This window comes from Leptolyngbya iicbica LK, assembly GCF_004212215.1.
Taxonomy (GTDB): Bacteria; Cyanobacteriota; Cyanobacteriia; order Phormidesmidales; family Phormidesmidaceae; genus Halomicronema; species Halomicronema iicbica.
On the sequence record NZ_QVFV01000005.1, the window covers coordinates 109,199 to 125,091 of the forward strand.

Annotated in this window: 6 protein-coding genes; 1 reads left to right on the top strand and 5 read right to left on the bottom strand. The window is 54.5% G+C overall.

Annotated elements, in window-relative coordinates; translation table 11 throughout:
- Positions 1-120 precede the first annotated feature (120 nt).
- The 3 genes from DYY88_RS18030 to DYY88_RS18040 all read right to left on the bottom strand — a co-directional run bounded on the left by DYY88_RS18030 (position 121) and on the right by DYY88_RS18040 (position 9,261).
- Positions 121-1,803, bottom strand: a complete 1,683-nt coding sequence (locus DYY88_RS18030; RefSeq protein WP_084607173.1) for a ShlB/FhaC/HecB family hemolysin secretion/activation protein — start codon at positions 1,801-1,803, stop codon at positions 121-123.
- Between the two features lie 317 nt (positions 1,804-2,120).
- A complete protein-coding gene (locus DYY88_RS18035; protein ID WP_130199504.1) occupies positions 2,121-5,855 on the bottom strand; it encodes a two-partner secretion domain-containing protein in 3,735 nt (1,244 codons plus the stop codon).
- 94 nt (positions 5,856-5,949) lie between these two features.
- A complete protein-coding gene (locus DYY88_RS18040; protein WP_084607172.1) occupies positions 5,950-9,261 on the bottom strand; it encodes a two-partner secretion domain-containing protein in 3,312 nt (1,103 codons plus the stop codon).
- Between the two features lie 745 nt (positions 9,262-10,006).
- Between DYY88_RS18040 and DYY88_RS18045 the strand changes: the two genes are divergently transcribed.
- Positions 10,007-10,480, top strand: coding sequence for a hypothetical protein (locus tag DYY88_RS18045; protein WP_130199505.1), 474 nt, complete (start codon positions 10,007-10,009; stop codon positions 10,478-10,480).
- A 31-nt stretch (positions 10,481-10,511) separates the two neighbouring features.
- Here DYY88_RS18045 and DYY88_RS18050 read toward each other — a convergent pair whose 3' ends face one another.
- Together DYY88_RS18050 and DYY88_RS18055 are read right to left on the bottom strand one after the other, a co-directional pair.
- On the bottom strand, positions 10,512-14,270 hold the full coding sequence (locus tag DYY88_RS18050; protein WP_130199506.1) for a two-partner secretion domain-containing protein: 3,759 nt from the start codon (positions 14,268-14,270) through the stop codon (positions 10,512-10,514).
- A gap of 191 nt (positions 14,271-14,461) precedes the next feature.
- Positions 14,462-15,862 (bottom strand): BBP7 family outer membrane beta-barrel protein, encoded by a 1,401-nt coding sequence (locus tag DYY88_RS18055; protein ID WP_039728987.1) that lies wholly within the window; start codon positions 15,860-15,862, stop codon positions 14,462-14,464.
- Positions 15,863-15,893: the final 31 nt, after the last annotated feature.

A 15,893-nucleotide genomic window follows, 5' to 3' on the forward strand; every position in this document is an offset into this window, starting at 1 on the left:
TTTTCTTCCAACTGCGACAGCTAATTTAGGCCATCTAGTTTGCCGAAACCGGCAATGCATTTGCCTTGACAATGTGCTTAACGCCAACCTGGTGTGGACAAGCGCAGAACCTAGCTGACATCAAAACGGCTGGAGATTGATCGAAAAGTAGAAGCCATTTTCTTGTAAGGAGTTGCCTTGATCGCCGGGCGAAATCAGGGGGACGCCATAGTCCAGCCGCACATTGAGCGCATCTTCAAATTGCCACCGCAAGCCCAGACCCGCTCCGAGCAAAAAGGCCGGGTCAGGATCGGGGGTGTCATTGTTCCACCCGCCACCGGCTTCGACAAAGGGGGTCAACTGCAAGCCATCAGCAATGGGGAAGCGAAACTCGGTAGAGGCGGTAATGGCGTTGTCGGTCACGAGTTGGTTTTGGGCGTAGCCGCGCACGGTATCAACGCCGCCGATGCTAAACCGTTCTAGCGGTAGTAGCGAGTCGGCGGTGAGTTGCGCGTTGAGGCGGGTGACCAGCAGGTTGCCGGGAGAAAACTGCTCGACCCATTGGAACTGCCCAAGCCAAGAGAAGAAGCGACCATCGGTGCCAGTATCGTTGACGGTGGCATTGAAAACATTGAGGCCGAGGCTGAATTGCGATCGCGCGGCCAGCACTGAGTTCACATCCCGATTGACCCATTCTTGCCCAAACCGAATGGCCCGCACCCGTGACACACCCGCCTCTGGCCCGACAGAAAAGGAGAAAGGAATGTCGTCTAAAATAAAGCTGCGGCTCTCGCGCAAATCAAACCCGAGGCTCAGGGCAAACTCGTTGGTGAGGGAGCGGTTGAGCGGTTGCCGAAAATTGAAGGACAGAGTCTCGCTAGTGCTACGGATGCCCGCCGCGCGAAATTGCTCATCCACAATGTTGCTTTCGGCCGTTTCATACCCGACGGAAAGCGTCCCGTCGAGGCCATTGACGGGAAAGGCATAGTTAATGTCGTAGGTGTTGAGCCCCTCGGTGAGGTCGTAACCGGCAGACAGGCGATCGCCAAAGCCCAACACGTTGCCGTTACTCAAGCTGATTGACCCTTGATAAGACCCAATACTGGGGGCGCGGGCGTTATCGACGCCAAAGTTAGCGAAGAAGGGATTCGCTTCAGCTAAATCCAGAATCAGGTTATTTTCGCCGGGGCCGCTGCCCGCGGTGAGTTCGGCATCCACCGTGGCGAGCAGCGGGTTGACTTGCAAGAGCTGTAGCGCTTCTTCTAGCCGTCTGACATTTAGGGGAGTGCCCGTACCCAAGGAGACGCGATCGCGCACGTAACTATCTCGCAAGTGATCGAGGCCGTTGATTTGAATCTGATCCACGGAGCCTTCGATGACTTGAATCTGGACCACGCCATCGTCTAAGGCTTGGTTGGTGGGCACAAAGGCCCCGGAGGAAATGTAGCCGTTGCGGACGTACAGATCGGTGATGTCAGTGCGCAGTTGCAACAGTTCTTCGAGGGTGACTTCTCGCCCTTCTAACTGACTGGTGAGGTCGTCAATTTCGGTCTGAAAAAGGGTATTGCCTTCAACCTGGATGGTTTCGACAAAAAAGGAGACGGGCGGCACATTTTCGAGTTCAGGAACTGGGGGCGGCTCGTCTTCAAATTCAATGGGCTCGTCAGGCGTTTCTGGCAGCGTCGGCAGTGGCTGTAAAGGCTCGAAGGGGCCGGGCTGACTCTCTTCAACGGGGTCGGGGGGCACCTGCGCACGGACGGGTAGCGCACCGCCATAAATCAAGGCACCAAGCAAGAGGGGCACAGGGTAGAGCGCACGATTCATAGGTCTAGAGGTGACCTCGTTTGGGTCACACCAAGGGGGCAGATCTGGTAGCTAAGCTTAGCGAAATTCACCCATTGCAGCTAGGAAATTTTGCTCTGAAAATAAACTCGTCAGGGGACGGGTCCCTTTGGGGACAGGGACAATACTGCCAGGGCTAGAACCAAGGGACCCGTCCCCTCCGCCTTAGGGATGTCGCAATTTTCACTATTTGGAGTGGCGCGCCAGCGTCATGGGCCGCTGCTCTGATTTCAGCTCGCTGCTTTGACAACCGCGCTAACCATCGGCTCGACTTTGATGGGGTAGCCGGGCCATCAAACCTACTCACACTCGTGGCTGAGTACCAGCCGACCATCGGCCAGACGGTAGACGCTTTGAGGCTCTTGTAAAAAAGCGGCTGGCGTCGGTTCCGGTACCGTCTGCACTGTGCCGGTGGGATACACGGCAATGTTGTCGCCCCCCGGTCGCTGGGGCAGTCCCTCGCCTCCCGTCACCACAAAGGAGCCAGTAGCGTTGTCGGTACGAGCAATGCAACTACCGGCTGTGAGGGCAGCCGTATCCACGATATTTTCGTCAAAGTCAGACAGATTATTTTCGATGAAGCCGGTATCTAACACCGTGAGGCTAACCGTGCCGTTGATACCCAATTCAGAACTGGCGGTGATGTCGCTTAGGGGGGTTCTCTGAGGTCGGGGTTCGATGCCAAAAATGCCCCGAGCAGTGATGTTGACGTTGCCCCCAGTGCCCTCAAACGCATCTGCCGCAATGTCGCTATTCTCTTCGGGAATAGCGATGATGAACGGCACGTTGATAGTAATATTGCCGCCGTTACCGGGCGCTTGAGCCGTACCCGCTGAGGCAGAAATCAAGCTGTTGTTGCGCAGCAGCAGCAACTCGGTCAAATTCAACGTGATGTTGCCTCCATCCACCGCTGCTGACTCAGCAATAATTTGACCGCTCTGATCTAAAAAAATGGTTGGAGTTGTGCCCCTGGCCCCAATCATAATGTTGCCAGCCGCCCCAGCCGCGTCTGATTGTACTGAGAGCCGACTGTTGGCAGACAGGCGATCGCTAATGGCTGGATTACGGGCGAGCTGTTGCCCAAAATTCGGATTACTGCCGGTAATCTGGATGCCGCTATTGGCATCGAGCTGGATATTGCCTGCCGTGCCCGCGCCCGCACTGCTCGACACCACCTGGCCGCCGTCGAAAATCGCCAGTTCGTTGAGATCGAGCACAATTGCGCCGCCAGGTTGGGCGTTGCTGGTGCTGGCTTCAATCACGGCACCGTCTAAGATCTGCAAACTTGGTGCCGTGATGCGAACCGTGTTGCCCCGTCCGATCGCGGTCGGCTCGTTGCCAGTCGCGATCGTTGTGGGTTGGCCAAAGGTGCTAGCTCCCTGTAAAACGACCCGCTCCCCAGCCGTGACCTTAATTGTGCCCGCATTGCCATTCCCCGCTGTGCGGGCGGAGAGGTTACCGCCGTTACGCGCGGTCAGCGATCGCGTGATCACGTCAATATCACCGCCTTCACCGACAGCGCTTACGCCCACTTCACTGAGGATGCCACTGGCAACCTGGCTATCGGTGCTGGTGCCATCCACCAAGACGGCATCCGCCACTCTCAGCACAACGTCTCCAGCACTGCCGTTGCCCCGGGTGCTGGTTTGCACCTGAGCGCCATTGCGCAGGGTGAGGTTGCCAGTGGTAATGCTGACGTCACCGCCATTGCCGACAGCCGTAGATTCAACGGAGCCAAAAATGCCGCTGCGATTTTGGGAACTGCCGCTGGTATTGTCGAGCAGAATCGACTCGCGAGCCGTGATGATCACATTCTCGGCGTCGCCATCCCCTTCGGTACCTGAAATGAGTTGAGCGCCATCGTCAACTTCGATGACGTTGGCAGTGATTTCAATCTCGCCTGCGTTGCCGACGCCATTATTGTCAACTTGGGTAAAAACTGAGCTCGTAAATGCCCCATCGGGGCTGCGCTGCCGAAATACCGCTGATTCGTTGACGTTGATCGTGACGTTGCCCGCATCACCATTGCCGTTAGTGATCGCAATGAGCTGAGAGCCGCGTGTCACTTCTAAGGCATTCGCGGTGATGGTGATATTGCCCCCATCGCCAGTTGCGCCATTGCCCACTCGGCTGCTGGCCGAACTGGTATTGTCAAAACTCACGCGATCGCGGGCCGTCACGGTGATATTGCCCGCATTTCCTCTGCCAAAGGCCCGGCTGATTAACGAGGCCCCATCCTGCAGTTCCACGGTGCCCGCCGTAATTTGAATATCGCCGCCCTGACCGACCCCACCACCAGCAACGGAGTTGGCCACGGTGCTCTCCTCAAAACGGGCGCGATCGCGCACAGTGATCACAATGTCGCCCGCATTCCCAGCGCCCAACGTTGCGGCCTGGATTTGAGCGCCGTTAAGCAGTTCTAGATTAGTGCCCGTCAGGCGAATGTTGCCGCCTACACCAGTTCGACCTGGATTCAAGTTGGCCACAATGGTGGCAGTACCAGTGGTCTGCTCTAGTCGAATTGTGTCAGCTGCGTTTACCACAATATTGCCAGCACCCCCCACCCCTGAGGATTGAATGGTGCTATCCACAAGCTGAACATCACCCCGCGAATCGATATACACATCGCCGGGCTCCGTACCCAGCAGAGCAAGTTGGGGAGACGCAAAAATGCCGGACTGGCCTAGGAATGTGCTGCGGCCCGCGATCGTGATATCTCCTGTCAGGGCTGGATTGGGCGCATATTGATTGGTCAACAAGATCTGACCATTGGCTCCCGCCATGTTGATATACGCCACATCAATATCTGCACTGGCGGGCTGATCGCCAATCTGTAACCCCAGAGCAGGAAAAAAGCCGGGCGGATTGGGAATCGGGATAGTGCCTACGGCGGCAGGAGCCACCCCAGCTCGCACGTCCAGCGTGGGCTGTGCACCACCGTCGATCTCGACCACAGTGCCATCAGTCAGGGTAATCGTTTCTTGCAAAAAGTCGATTCCTGCTGTGCCCGGATCGGGGGTGATAATGCCAATCGTATTGAGTGAGACCGAGCCCCCCGCTACGATATGTAGCGATCCGCCCGAATACAGGCCAATTTCTACATCGCCCCGCGATCGAATGATGGGATCGATCGGGCTATAGAGATCACCGATCTCGCCAGCCAAAGTCTCTACGCGAAAGCTACCGCCACTCCAGAAGGCCGCATCACCCGCAACGGGGTTAGCGGACCTGAGCAGCAGGTTCCCATAGCTGGATAGAGCGCTATCTGGATGATTCAATGCCACAATATCGACCCGCTCGTTGCCCTGCACCAGTAGATCCGCTCCGGAAAAGCCGATGAATGGGGCGTCGGCGACATCGCGAATTTGTACCGTATCGAGACCCAGCAGCGTTAAGTTACCGCCTGCTGCTACCTGGCCAACTAAATCTAAGGTGTTCGCCGCCAGGGTCAGGTCACCATTCGCGGCTAGTTGCCCTCGATTACTGATGTCGCCCGAATCTGCATTCAAGTAACTGGTGAAAAAGATGCTGGGATCGACCGTCAGTAATGTGCTTTGCTCTGGTGCCGTCGCGCTGAAAATTCCAACATTGCCAAGGGGAATTGCATCGGCGGTCGTCGCGTGAAATGAACCGGGGATATCCAATGTGACATCGAGGCCAAAGACGATGCCGTTGGGGTTCATGAAAAAGAGATTGGCGGGGCCGTCGACGCCGAGGGTGCCGAAAATATTGGAGGGGTCGCCGCCGGTGACGCGGCTGAGGATGTTTTCAATGCCCAGGGGATTGGCAAAGAAGACGCGCTGACCATCCGCGATATTGAACTGCTCAAAACTATGGAAGAGGTTGCCGCCTCGTGCTGCACCGCCTTCAATCAGATCAGTAAGTTCTCCCTGCAAGACGGCATCAGGAGTGAATTGAGAACTTTCAGTGCCCAAGGTCGAATCGGGGGTGATTTGGGCATGGATGGGAGTCAGCCAACCTAGCACCACGGCTCCAGATAGAGAGAGCAGGCAGCGGATCAAAGTGGCGGTCATGGTGGCAGGGGTTAGCGCAGTTCCGCCCTTGACTGTAGCACTGATAGTTAAAACCGCTTGAGTGCCCTGCAATTTCATCTAGAGCTCAGCAAGATTAACGTTCTCCACATTCGTGGCTGAGCACGAGGCGACCGTTACTGAGTTGATAGACACCAGAGGGTTCTTGGATGGGGTCGCCGGGCTGCCAGGCAGCTGGTTCCGGTTCCTCGATGTTGCGGACGGTGTTGGTGGGGAAGGTCGCGATCGCCCCCGTGCTGGGATTCGTCGGCAATCCATCTGCCCCGGTGACGATAAAGCTGCCATCCGCCGTGCCATCAGCGACTAGGCAACTGCCCGCCACCAGCAAGTCGGTACTCAAAGGCAAATCGGGGAGTTCTGACAGGTTGTTTTCAATGGCGGTAGTATCAGCCGTGGCGATGTTGACCGTGCCGTTGAGGCCAAAGTCAGAGGTGGCGGTAATGTCGCTGAGGGGGGTGAGGCGATCGCGAAACTCAATGCCAAATAGCGCCCGTGCCGTAATGCTGACGTTGCCGCCGTTGCCTAGCGAGGCACTGGCCGTAATGTCGCTATTCTCCCCCGGTATCGCAATGATGAACGGGGTGTTGATGGTGATGTTGCCGCCGTTGCCCGTGCCGGGGGGCGGCACAATTAGCCCGAGAGGATCGCCCGCATTGGCAGAGATCAGCGATTGACGACGGAGGATGAGGCGATCGCGGGCAGTCAGAAAAATGTTACCGCCGTTCGTTGAAGGCGCGGAAACGATAATTTTGCCCTCATCTTCAAGCTGCACGGTGCGTGCATTAATGGTGATGTCCCCCGTTCCCGAGGTTTCTAAAAAGCCTCTGGCCGCAACTTCGCCCTGATTACGAATTGTCAGATCGTTGGCTTCCACAAAGACTGCGCCTGCATTGCCATCCCCAAAAGAGTTGGCTTCAATCAGGCCGCGATCCACTAAGACCCGATCCGCTCGCACCGATAAGTTACCGCCGTCGCCAGTCCCGACTAACGTACCGGTGCTGATGAAACCGTTGTTGGCAACTTCAACCGTGTTTGCTCGAATCGATAAATTGCTGCCCCCGCCCGCGCCAAACGTCGCTGTGGAAATAAAGCTGCGGTTATTTACAACCAAATCATTAGCCCGGATATCAAAAACACTCCCGTTACCGGCAGCAAAAATATCTCCCGAAAATACACTGTCGTTAGTTACCAAAAAGGTGCCCGAAGCATTGACATTGACTTGCCCCGCATCGCCAAAAATGCTATTCACCAGGACTGACCCTCGATCTAAGGTCAGGTCTTCTGTCTCTAAATTGAGTGTGCCGCTACGGCCAAAAAGCTGTGCCGAGAGGTCAATTGAACCCCCATCACGAATGCTGACGTCCTTAGCCTGACGAATGGTGAGGTCTCCGGCATTGCCAAATCCCAGGGTGCGATTCAGGAAGCCACTCGTTTCGCCCGCCTGGGATGTGCCGCTAATGCTAATGTCATGGGCGGTGACGTCAATCGTGCCGCCATTGCCAAATAGTCCTAACGCGCTAGCCCCGACAAATGCGCCATCCGTCATTGAGAGGCGATTAGTGGCGAGCGTCACGTTACCGCCATTTCCGCCCGCGTTCGTTGAGGCTGAAATGCTGCTGCGAAAACCAGGGGCCGCTGCCGATTCGCCAAGGAGTTGAATCTGATTCGGGGCATTGACCGTGATATCCCCGCCTGGCTGGCCGTTAATGTTTTCCGCTGAGATTGCCCCCCCATCAAACAACAACAAGTTGGGAGCATTCACCTCAATGTCGCCACTCGTGCCCGTACTGAAATTGACCAAACTACGACTGATGAAACCAGACTGACCAAAGTTAAACGAGTTGTCGGTACCCACACCGGAAATGCTGACCGTGTCACTGACATTGACCGCAATATCGCCGCCAGCCCCGTCAAAAAAAGGCCCAGTTTTGAGCTGTGCCCCATCCGTCAGAATGAGATTAGTCGCTGTGACAGTCAGATCGCCGCTATCACCAGTGAAAGGAGCTGTATCGGCTTGGCTAGCGTCCAGTAGCGAGATGGTGCCATCTGCGATGAGGTCAATGTCGCCACCGTAGCTCCAAGTAAAGGCCGTGACGTTGCTGTAATTAATGTTGCGTCCAGCGACGAAGCGCAGATCTCCCGTGCCCCGCGCCTCGATCGCCCGATTAATATTGATGTCTCGTCCAGCTTCTGCGGTGAGCCCCACCCCTGGAGCTGTGAGCGCAATATTGGCGTTGAACGTAATGTCGCGATCCGCCTGCAGCAGGACGTTTGCCAAAGACCCACTAATGGCGATCGCTTCGGGAATGTTTACCACAATATCAGTGGGGTCGAGCAGCAATGTTCCCACAGTCCCCACGGGCGCACTGGCATCGGCTTGTCCGGTATAGCTCAGGGTGGCTGCACCGGATACTTCGATCAAACCGCCATCGCCAGCCAACTCTCCGCCCCGAGCGCTGGCAAATCCGGCGAATTCAGTGGTGTCATCAGCCCAGACGATAATGGTGCCGCCGTCACCTTGGGCGATCGCATCGGCCCGCAAGGTGCCCCCCGCTGCGACCTGGGTTTGGCTCGCAGTCGGCACGGTTCCCTGGCCTTGAAAATCGCCTCCGATTTGCATCAGCCCCCCGCCCCGCTCGCCAGAGACATCTAAGTCAGCGGTATCAGTCAGGCGTACGCGATCGCCCAGCAGTCGCACGGTTCCAGCGGGAACGGCGATCGCCCCAGTCTGCTCCACCTGATTGCCCAATAGGGTCAATGACTCGCCAGCAGGCAGTTGCAAATTCGCCGCATTCCGAATCTCGCCCTGGGGCGGTACCCCTGTCTGCAAGCCCAGGGGAATGCTGACCGTCAAAATCGAATCGCCCGCTTCAGGATTGGCGGCATAGGTCGTGCCGTCGGCAAAGGTGAAATTATCAGCAGTGCTGACAAACAGCGACCCGGCAATGTCTAAACTGGCGTCAGGGCCAAACATCACCCCATTCGGATTCAAGAAATACAGGTCGGCAGTGCCCGCAATGCCCAATAGCCCATCAATAATCGAAGCTTGATCTCCTGTCACGCGGGAAAAGATGTTCTCGACGCCCAGCGGATCGGCAAAATAAACCTGTTGCCCATTCTCAATGCCGAACTCTAAAAAACTATGGAAGAGATTTTGCGATCGCTGTGCCCCCCCTTCAATCAAGAAAGCGGGCAAGCCATTCATGACATCGCCAGTCACGAGGGAGCTTTCGTCACCCAAGCTGTTGTCGGGTATCGGTTGGGCGATCGCCACGCCATGAATCAAAAGTGGTGATGCAATGCTCAGCAGAGCACCGCATCGTTGTCGTAGTTTGGCTGGTAATGTTTGAGGGGCTTTGCGAACATCTATCCCTGAAGTGTCGTTCATGTCTTGATTAAGAGCTAATCCTGTAGGGGTTTTGTACGAGCCTATCAGAGAATCGCAGACACCTCGTTTAGCAGAAGCTAGCGGTGATTGTATAGACTAAGTTGACNNNCCAGGTGTCAACGTATTGGCCACTGCCATTGAACGTTTCTTCTTTGTCAAACAGGGCGCTGCAGCTGTTTCTAAACCCCTACAAGATTAGGATTAAGAGACGGGTGATCTTAAGCAATTTTGTTTCGTTAGCTTAGCGGGAAGTTAATAATGAGGAAAGTAGCTATTGTTCTACTCAACACAAAAATTTTTAGTTATTGCCGCGATCGCTGTAGATAGAGATCTGCCGTTGTGCAAGTCATTTTCTATGCCCAGTTACAGCGGAGATGCCATTGAGGTTGACATAGTCTGCCTGAGTAATAGTGCCGACAATCGCCATCCCGGCGGAAATCGTATCGAGTTATGTATGGCGTCAATACCAACCTAGAGGACCTTCAAACAGTCGTTTCGACTGCCACGCCGATTTGCCACTCTTTTTGATTTTGCCGTCTTTGACTCAACGCATGTAGAGTACCTGGTTAGCGATCTCTACTCACGCCATTCTGGTTTCCCTAGGTGATTCCATCATTCTGTTAGGAGTGCTGCGATCAGCCCTGCCGATTTTGCTGGAAGCGGCAATCTAATTGGTCTGAGCCGGAAATTCTGGCGCTCGTGATCGCCCTAGCATAAGGAAAATCCTTGATGTGTGGAGGCAATTGTGAAAAAGCTACTGGCCATATCGATCCCCCTAATTCTCGGAGTAGTTGTCGCTAAAGTGCAGTCTGCTGAAGCGTTCTGCCCTCTGGATACCTACGATGGCTGCAACTATTGGGAGTTGCCTGGTTATCAGGGGCCTAATGTCACGGGTGGCTCTACAGCGGGCGCTGCAAGTGGCGGTGGGGCAACGATGACGGAGGCCGATTATCGGGCGCTGTACGACGCGGCGGCTCAGTTGCCGCCAGATGTGCAGGCTGAATATGCGATGGCGATCTTAGCGTCACTGTATTCGGGGTGTACGGATGTGGGCTATCCGACTGCCAATTGTCAGTGCCTGGTGAATGATCTGCGAAATGATTACAGCGATTTCCGGCTCATGTACATTGCCATCTATAACGGTTACTACCAAGGTCTGGGCCAGACTGCCCATCCGTATTTGCAAGATGCTGGTAGGGCCTGTGGGGTAGCGATATGAGGCTGCGCGATCGCCCTGATCAGACACCGACCTAGCGACACGACACGCTCAACACCAAGCGACCATCCGCTAACTGATAAACGCCATCCGGCTCTCGGATCGTCGCGGCAGGGGCGTCGGACAATGCTCGCACCTCGCCCGTGGGAAAGGCCGACACGGAGTCACCGTCTGGACGCTGGGGCAGGCCCTCGGCTCCGGTGACAACAAAGGAGCCCTCGGTGTCATCGCTGCGGGCAATGCAGCTCCCGGCAGTCAGCGTAGCGGTATCTACCAAATCACCGGACAACTCATTCAGACTGTTTTCAATCACGCTGACATCTGGCACAGATATGTTGCCTGACGACAAGCGACCAGTTGCATTGATATCAACTCGGTTATTCAAATCAAACGGTGGTGGGCTGCCCGGGACGTAGTTTTCGCCAAAGAAGGCGGGGGTGTCAAGAATAATATTACCTCCACTCCCTTCAGGTGCAAATGCAAGGATATCGCTGTCATCCAAAGCTATGATAAGGTCGGCTGAAAGAATTATATTTCCCCCAAATCCTGCACCTAAGGGGACAAATGTTGAGATATCACTATCTCCGAAAAGTGTAATTTCATCAGCACTTACAGTGATATTACCACCCGATCCTTGAGCAGAAATAGTAGAAATATTTCCATCTTCTAAAGTAAGCGAGCCTAAATTGATCACAAGATCACCTGCATCAGCAGAGCCGAAGCTATCTGTCCCAATTTCCCCTCTGTTACTAATATTTAGAGCATTTGAATTGATCTGTATATCGCCGCCACTCCCAGTTGCCTCCGATACTAAAAACTCTACATTTCCGAACTGGTCAGCAGACTCGTCAAACGAGAATAAACTCCTAGCAAAGATACCACTTGAGAAGTTTCCATCTTGAGAAAATCCTCTGATGCCTATAGATTCTGTTGCAGAAATCAGGATATTACCAGCATCTACCTCACCAAAAGTACTTGTAACAATTTGTCCTCCGTCTAACAACTCAAGTCTTTGAGTTTCTAACGATATGTTGCTTGGCTGACCACTAGCAGCTGGGCCTACCGTTGCATTGATTAAGCTAATACCTCCATTCCCTGAGATAATTCTTGCTAAGTTGCTTACATCAACATTAATAGAACCTCCCTCGCCACTACCCAAGTTTTGAGCTAGTAAACTTCCCCCATCGATTAAAAATAGATCTCCTGTGCTGATACTGAGATCACCTGAGTTGCCCCTGCCTCCATCTTCAACTGCTACTGAGATGCTAGTAGGGTTATCCCCGTCTAATGTTCTTCTTCTAAGTTCGATCAGTTCAGACGCTTCAATAATGACATCGCCAGCATTTCCAAAGCTATTGACTCCAGCAGAGGACGCAATAAAGCCACCATCTTCAGCAATTAACTGACGAGTAGCAATATTGACATCTCCCGCATTCCCAACTGAATTCCTCTCAGCTGATGCGTTTATACTACTTGAAAAAGATTGATCGGGAGAACCACCAGAAACCAAAACTTCATCAGCGATTATGACGAGGTCGCCGCCATTTCCGAAACCATCTGTTTCTGTCGAAATTGCTCCACCATCTCTAACAATTAGTTGCCCGGTAGACAGTGAAATATCTCCAGCTCTCCCAAATCCTCTTGTCTGAGCGAATAGTCCACTAGCATCCGGTACATCACCAGCGTTCAGATCTGCCAGTGAAACCCCACTGATTTCAACAGAATTACGAGAATTAATCGAAATATCACCGCCATTACCAGTACTGTCTTCTAAAGAATCAGTGCTGATAAAGCCTCCGCTGGTAATCTTTAAATCATTTGTTTCAATCACCACATTGCCCGCATTCCCCCTGCCTCCGGTGCTGGCAACCAGTCGTGATCCATTGATTACTGCCAAGGATCCGGTCCGAATTGCCACATTGCCCCCGGATCCTGATGCTTCAGATATCCCTGCTGCCCTAGAGGAGACGCCGCTAAAGGCATAACTGCCCCCGTCAAAGACAACTGTGTCACGGGACTCAATCACTATATTTCCTGCATTTGCCCTGAAAAAGGTGTTGCTACTTAGGCTTGCCCCATTGATCACTTCTAGGTCAGTCGCCGTAACGCGAATGTCTCCCCCAGATCCCACTGCACCTGCTACGGATACCCCAGTAAAACGATTTTGCCGTTCAAATCGAACCGTATCACCTGCATTGATTACCACATCACCTGCACCCAAAAAACTTTGGGTGTCGATCAGGCTATTAGTAACCACAACATGATCTCGGGCATCGACATACACCGCCCCTCCTGGCCCCAACAATCCACCCCAGGTTCTGATACCAATGCCGCGAGAACCTTCTCCGGTAACCCAAATACTCCCCCCCGCTATGTTGGTATTTGGCTGGTATTGAGTCGTTAACAGCACCAAACCGCTGGGAGCTGCCATGAACACATCGCCGATAGTAACGTCAGCGTTTGAAGGTTCCCCAGTGACAAACGCATTCCCCCTAAAGTTATCCGTATTGTTGTTAAAGCCTGTCAATAGTTGGAGGGGCGGTTCTCCCAGCGCTTCCGGTGAGACTCCTGCCCGTACATCTAACGTCGGCTGAGCACCGCCATCGATCTGCACTAGGGTGCCATCAGACAGCGTGATATCCTCTCGCAAAAAGTCGATGTTTAGCTCTCCGGCATCAGGAGCGGTAATCGTCGCTGTCCCCAGGTCAACAGAGCCACCCGCCAAAATGTGCAGCGATGACCCCTCGTATTCATCAATCACCACATCGCCAGCGGTGCGAATGATGGGATCAACGGGACTGAAGAGATCGCCGATTTTGCCGTCCAGGGTTTCGACGCGAAAACTGCCCGCACTCCAGTAGTGGGCATCACCGCCGACGGGATTCGCAGACCTGAGCACCATATCCCCATAGCTATACAACCCACTATCAGGATGGCTCAGCGCCACAATATCAACTTGCTCATTGCCCTGCACCAGCAGATCGCCCCCCGCAAACCCAATGAACGGCACGTCCGCCGAATCACGAATCTGCACCACCTCCCGGCCCAGCAACGTCAAGTCAGCCCCCGCCGCCACCTGTCCCTGCAACTCGAGCCGATTCCCCGCCAGAGTCAGATTCTCCCCCGCCGCCAACGCCCCCCGACTCTCAATATCCCCCGACGCCGCAGTCAGATAGTTGAAAAACGACACCTCCGGGCGCACCGTCAGCAACGTACTCTGCTCCGGGTCGGTGGCGCTAAATAGTCCTTCGTCGCCCAAGAGAATCGCATCCGCCGTTGTGCCATAAAACGAGCCGGGAATATCCAGCGTCGCGTTCTCCCCAAACACAATGCCGTTGGGATTCACTAGAAACAGATCCGCAGTGCCCGCCACCCCCAACGTGCCGAAGATATTCGACGGGTTGCCCCCCGTGACGCGACTGAGAATCGACTCAATGCCCAGCGGATTGGCAAAGTAAATCGCCTGCCCATCCCCCACATTGAATTCCAGAAAGCTATGGAAAAGGTTGCTCTCCCGAATCGCGCCGCCCTCAATCAGCGTGGTAGGCAGCCCCTCGATCGCCCCCACCCCCACCGTCGAATTTTCCGCTCCCAAAGTGTCGTCGGGAATGAGTTGCGCCCCTGCCTCGTCCATCATCAAGGTCAACGACGCGATACCCATCAGGGTCGAGGCGAACCCCAGGGACATCGTAAAGCGAGGGGCAGTCATGCAATTTTTCCCTGATAAGACAATTTCGACGCCATCATCATAAAGTCCGGGCGTACGCGGCTTTTCATAAGCCTTAATACCCACGCTTTAGAGCCTCAGCTAAGCTCAGTAACGGTAGAGATGAAGGGGGATTTTGCACCATCCATCAAGAAATCCAGAAGTCTACAAGAGACCTCTGGGTGTAGCATCACGCAAAACCAGCTCACGCAGTCTTCGGTCAGATTCAACGGTGAGGTTCCCCGACTCAGGCGACACTACCTCTACTACAACGCGCCCTAAAAGCGGAGCTCCAGCCCCACAAATGGGCCATGGTATAGCGCCGAACTCCGCTCTAAGTCGCCGAGGTCTTCCAACGGGCCATACTGCGAGGGGGCCGTCGCGACATTGCCCACTGCGAGAAACTGATATCCCGTTTTGAGGGTAAAGTTGTCCGTCACATCCCACCGAGCTGAACCCTCCACCTGAAACATCGGTGACAGGCTAGTGTCGCTGTCCGACCCCGTCAACACCGTAGGGATGCCATTGTCATTCACAAACTCGCTGCTCTGATCGTTGAAATTGAGCATCAGCCCTGCCCGGGCACTCAGGCCGAGACCCAAGGCGGGCGTCAACTGGACGCCGCTGTCGAGGCCGATTTGCACCCCCACCAAGTCGTTACTGGTGTCGATTTCGTAGGTGCCGATATTGCCACCCAATCGGGTCGCCCCGTCATCAGAAATCAGGTCAAAACCTTCGTCAATGCTCATGTACCGTAGTCCGGCGATCAGAGTAGCGAAGGAGCGCTCCGATGGCGGCGTTAACGCATGACGATAATTGAACTCTAAACTGTCGAGTTCGGATTCGTATCGCAAAGTGTGGGATCGGGCCTGCACAAAGTCTTCCACCTGGTCGGTGTTGTTGGGGCCGAGACCTACCGCATCATCCTGCCCTGCCCGCACGGGGTCAATAAAGGCCACGCGCAGGTTTTCGTTCCCGGCGCTGACAAAGGTTTCCGTATCCCGCCAGTCTTGCAAACCCATAAACGCAAGTTCGTAGCCAGTTTGCGGATCGGGGTAATAGCCGACTGAAAACCGCGCTCCTGTATCCAAGCCAAAATCTAAAGCACCGGTGCCCAAAGCATTCGTATTTCCTAATAAGGAGCCATCATCGGGATTGATTTGGCCATCAATGGACGTGGTGACGTTGGGAATGCTGCGTCGTAAAAAGACCACATCGGCCCCAATTTCCCACTGGGCCTCACTGCCCAAAACGCGAGTCTCGATCGGCGTTGGTGCAGTCGTGGACTCAGTCTCGGTCGCAGCGTCTGGATCGGCGTCCTCTGCTTGGGCGATCGCTGCCACATTGCGATCGCGGACCGTGGGAGCCAAATCTCCAGCAGTGGTGGAATACGGGGCCGGAAAAACTTGAGCGATCGCCGTTGCCTCAGTCCGGTTAGCTCTGGGGGAGACCGTTCCATTACCCTCAAGGAAAACTTGTGGAGAGCGTTCATCCACCACAGTTCCTGAACCTGAACCATCTGCTGCAAAATAGTTTGAGAGATTGATTGCAGGAGACGCAGTCGTTGCTTTTTCGTCCGCTTCTGTCTGCGCGAGGGCTGGCCCTGTACCCAGAGCCAAGCTAATGGACAAGACCGCACAAAGGCGTAGATCGATACCAGATACAGTGCCAAAGTTCATGGTTCACTCCTAAACAAGAATAGTTTTCGCA

What these genes read in the sequence shown, in the direction of transcription:
- DYY88_RS18040 (WP_084607172.1), bottom strand. Translation starts at nt 9,261, where the DNA reads ATGAACGACACTTCAGGGATAGATGTTCGCAAAGCCCCTCAAACATTA.
- DYY88_RS18055 (WP_039728987.1), bottom strand. Translation starts at nt 15,862, where the DNA reads ATGAACTTTGGCACTGTATCTGGTATCGATCTACGCCTTTGTGCGGTC.
- DYY88_RS18035 (WP_130199504.1), bottom strand. Translation starts at nt 5,855, where the DNA reads ATGACCGCCACTTTGATCCGCTGCCTGCTCTCTCTATCTGGAGCCGTG.
- DYY88_RS18030 (WP_084607173.1), bottom strand. Translation starts at nt 1,803, where the DNA reads ATGAATCGTGCGCTCTACCCTGTGCCCCTCTTGCTTGGTGCCTTGATT.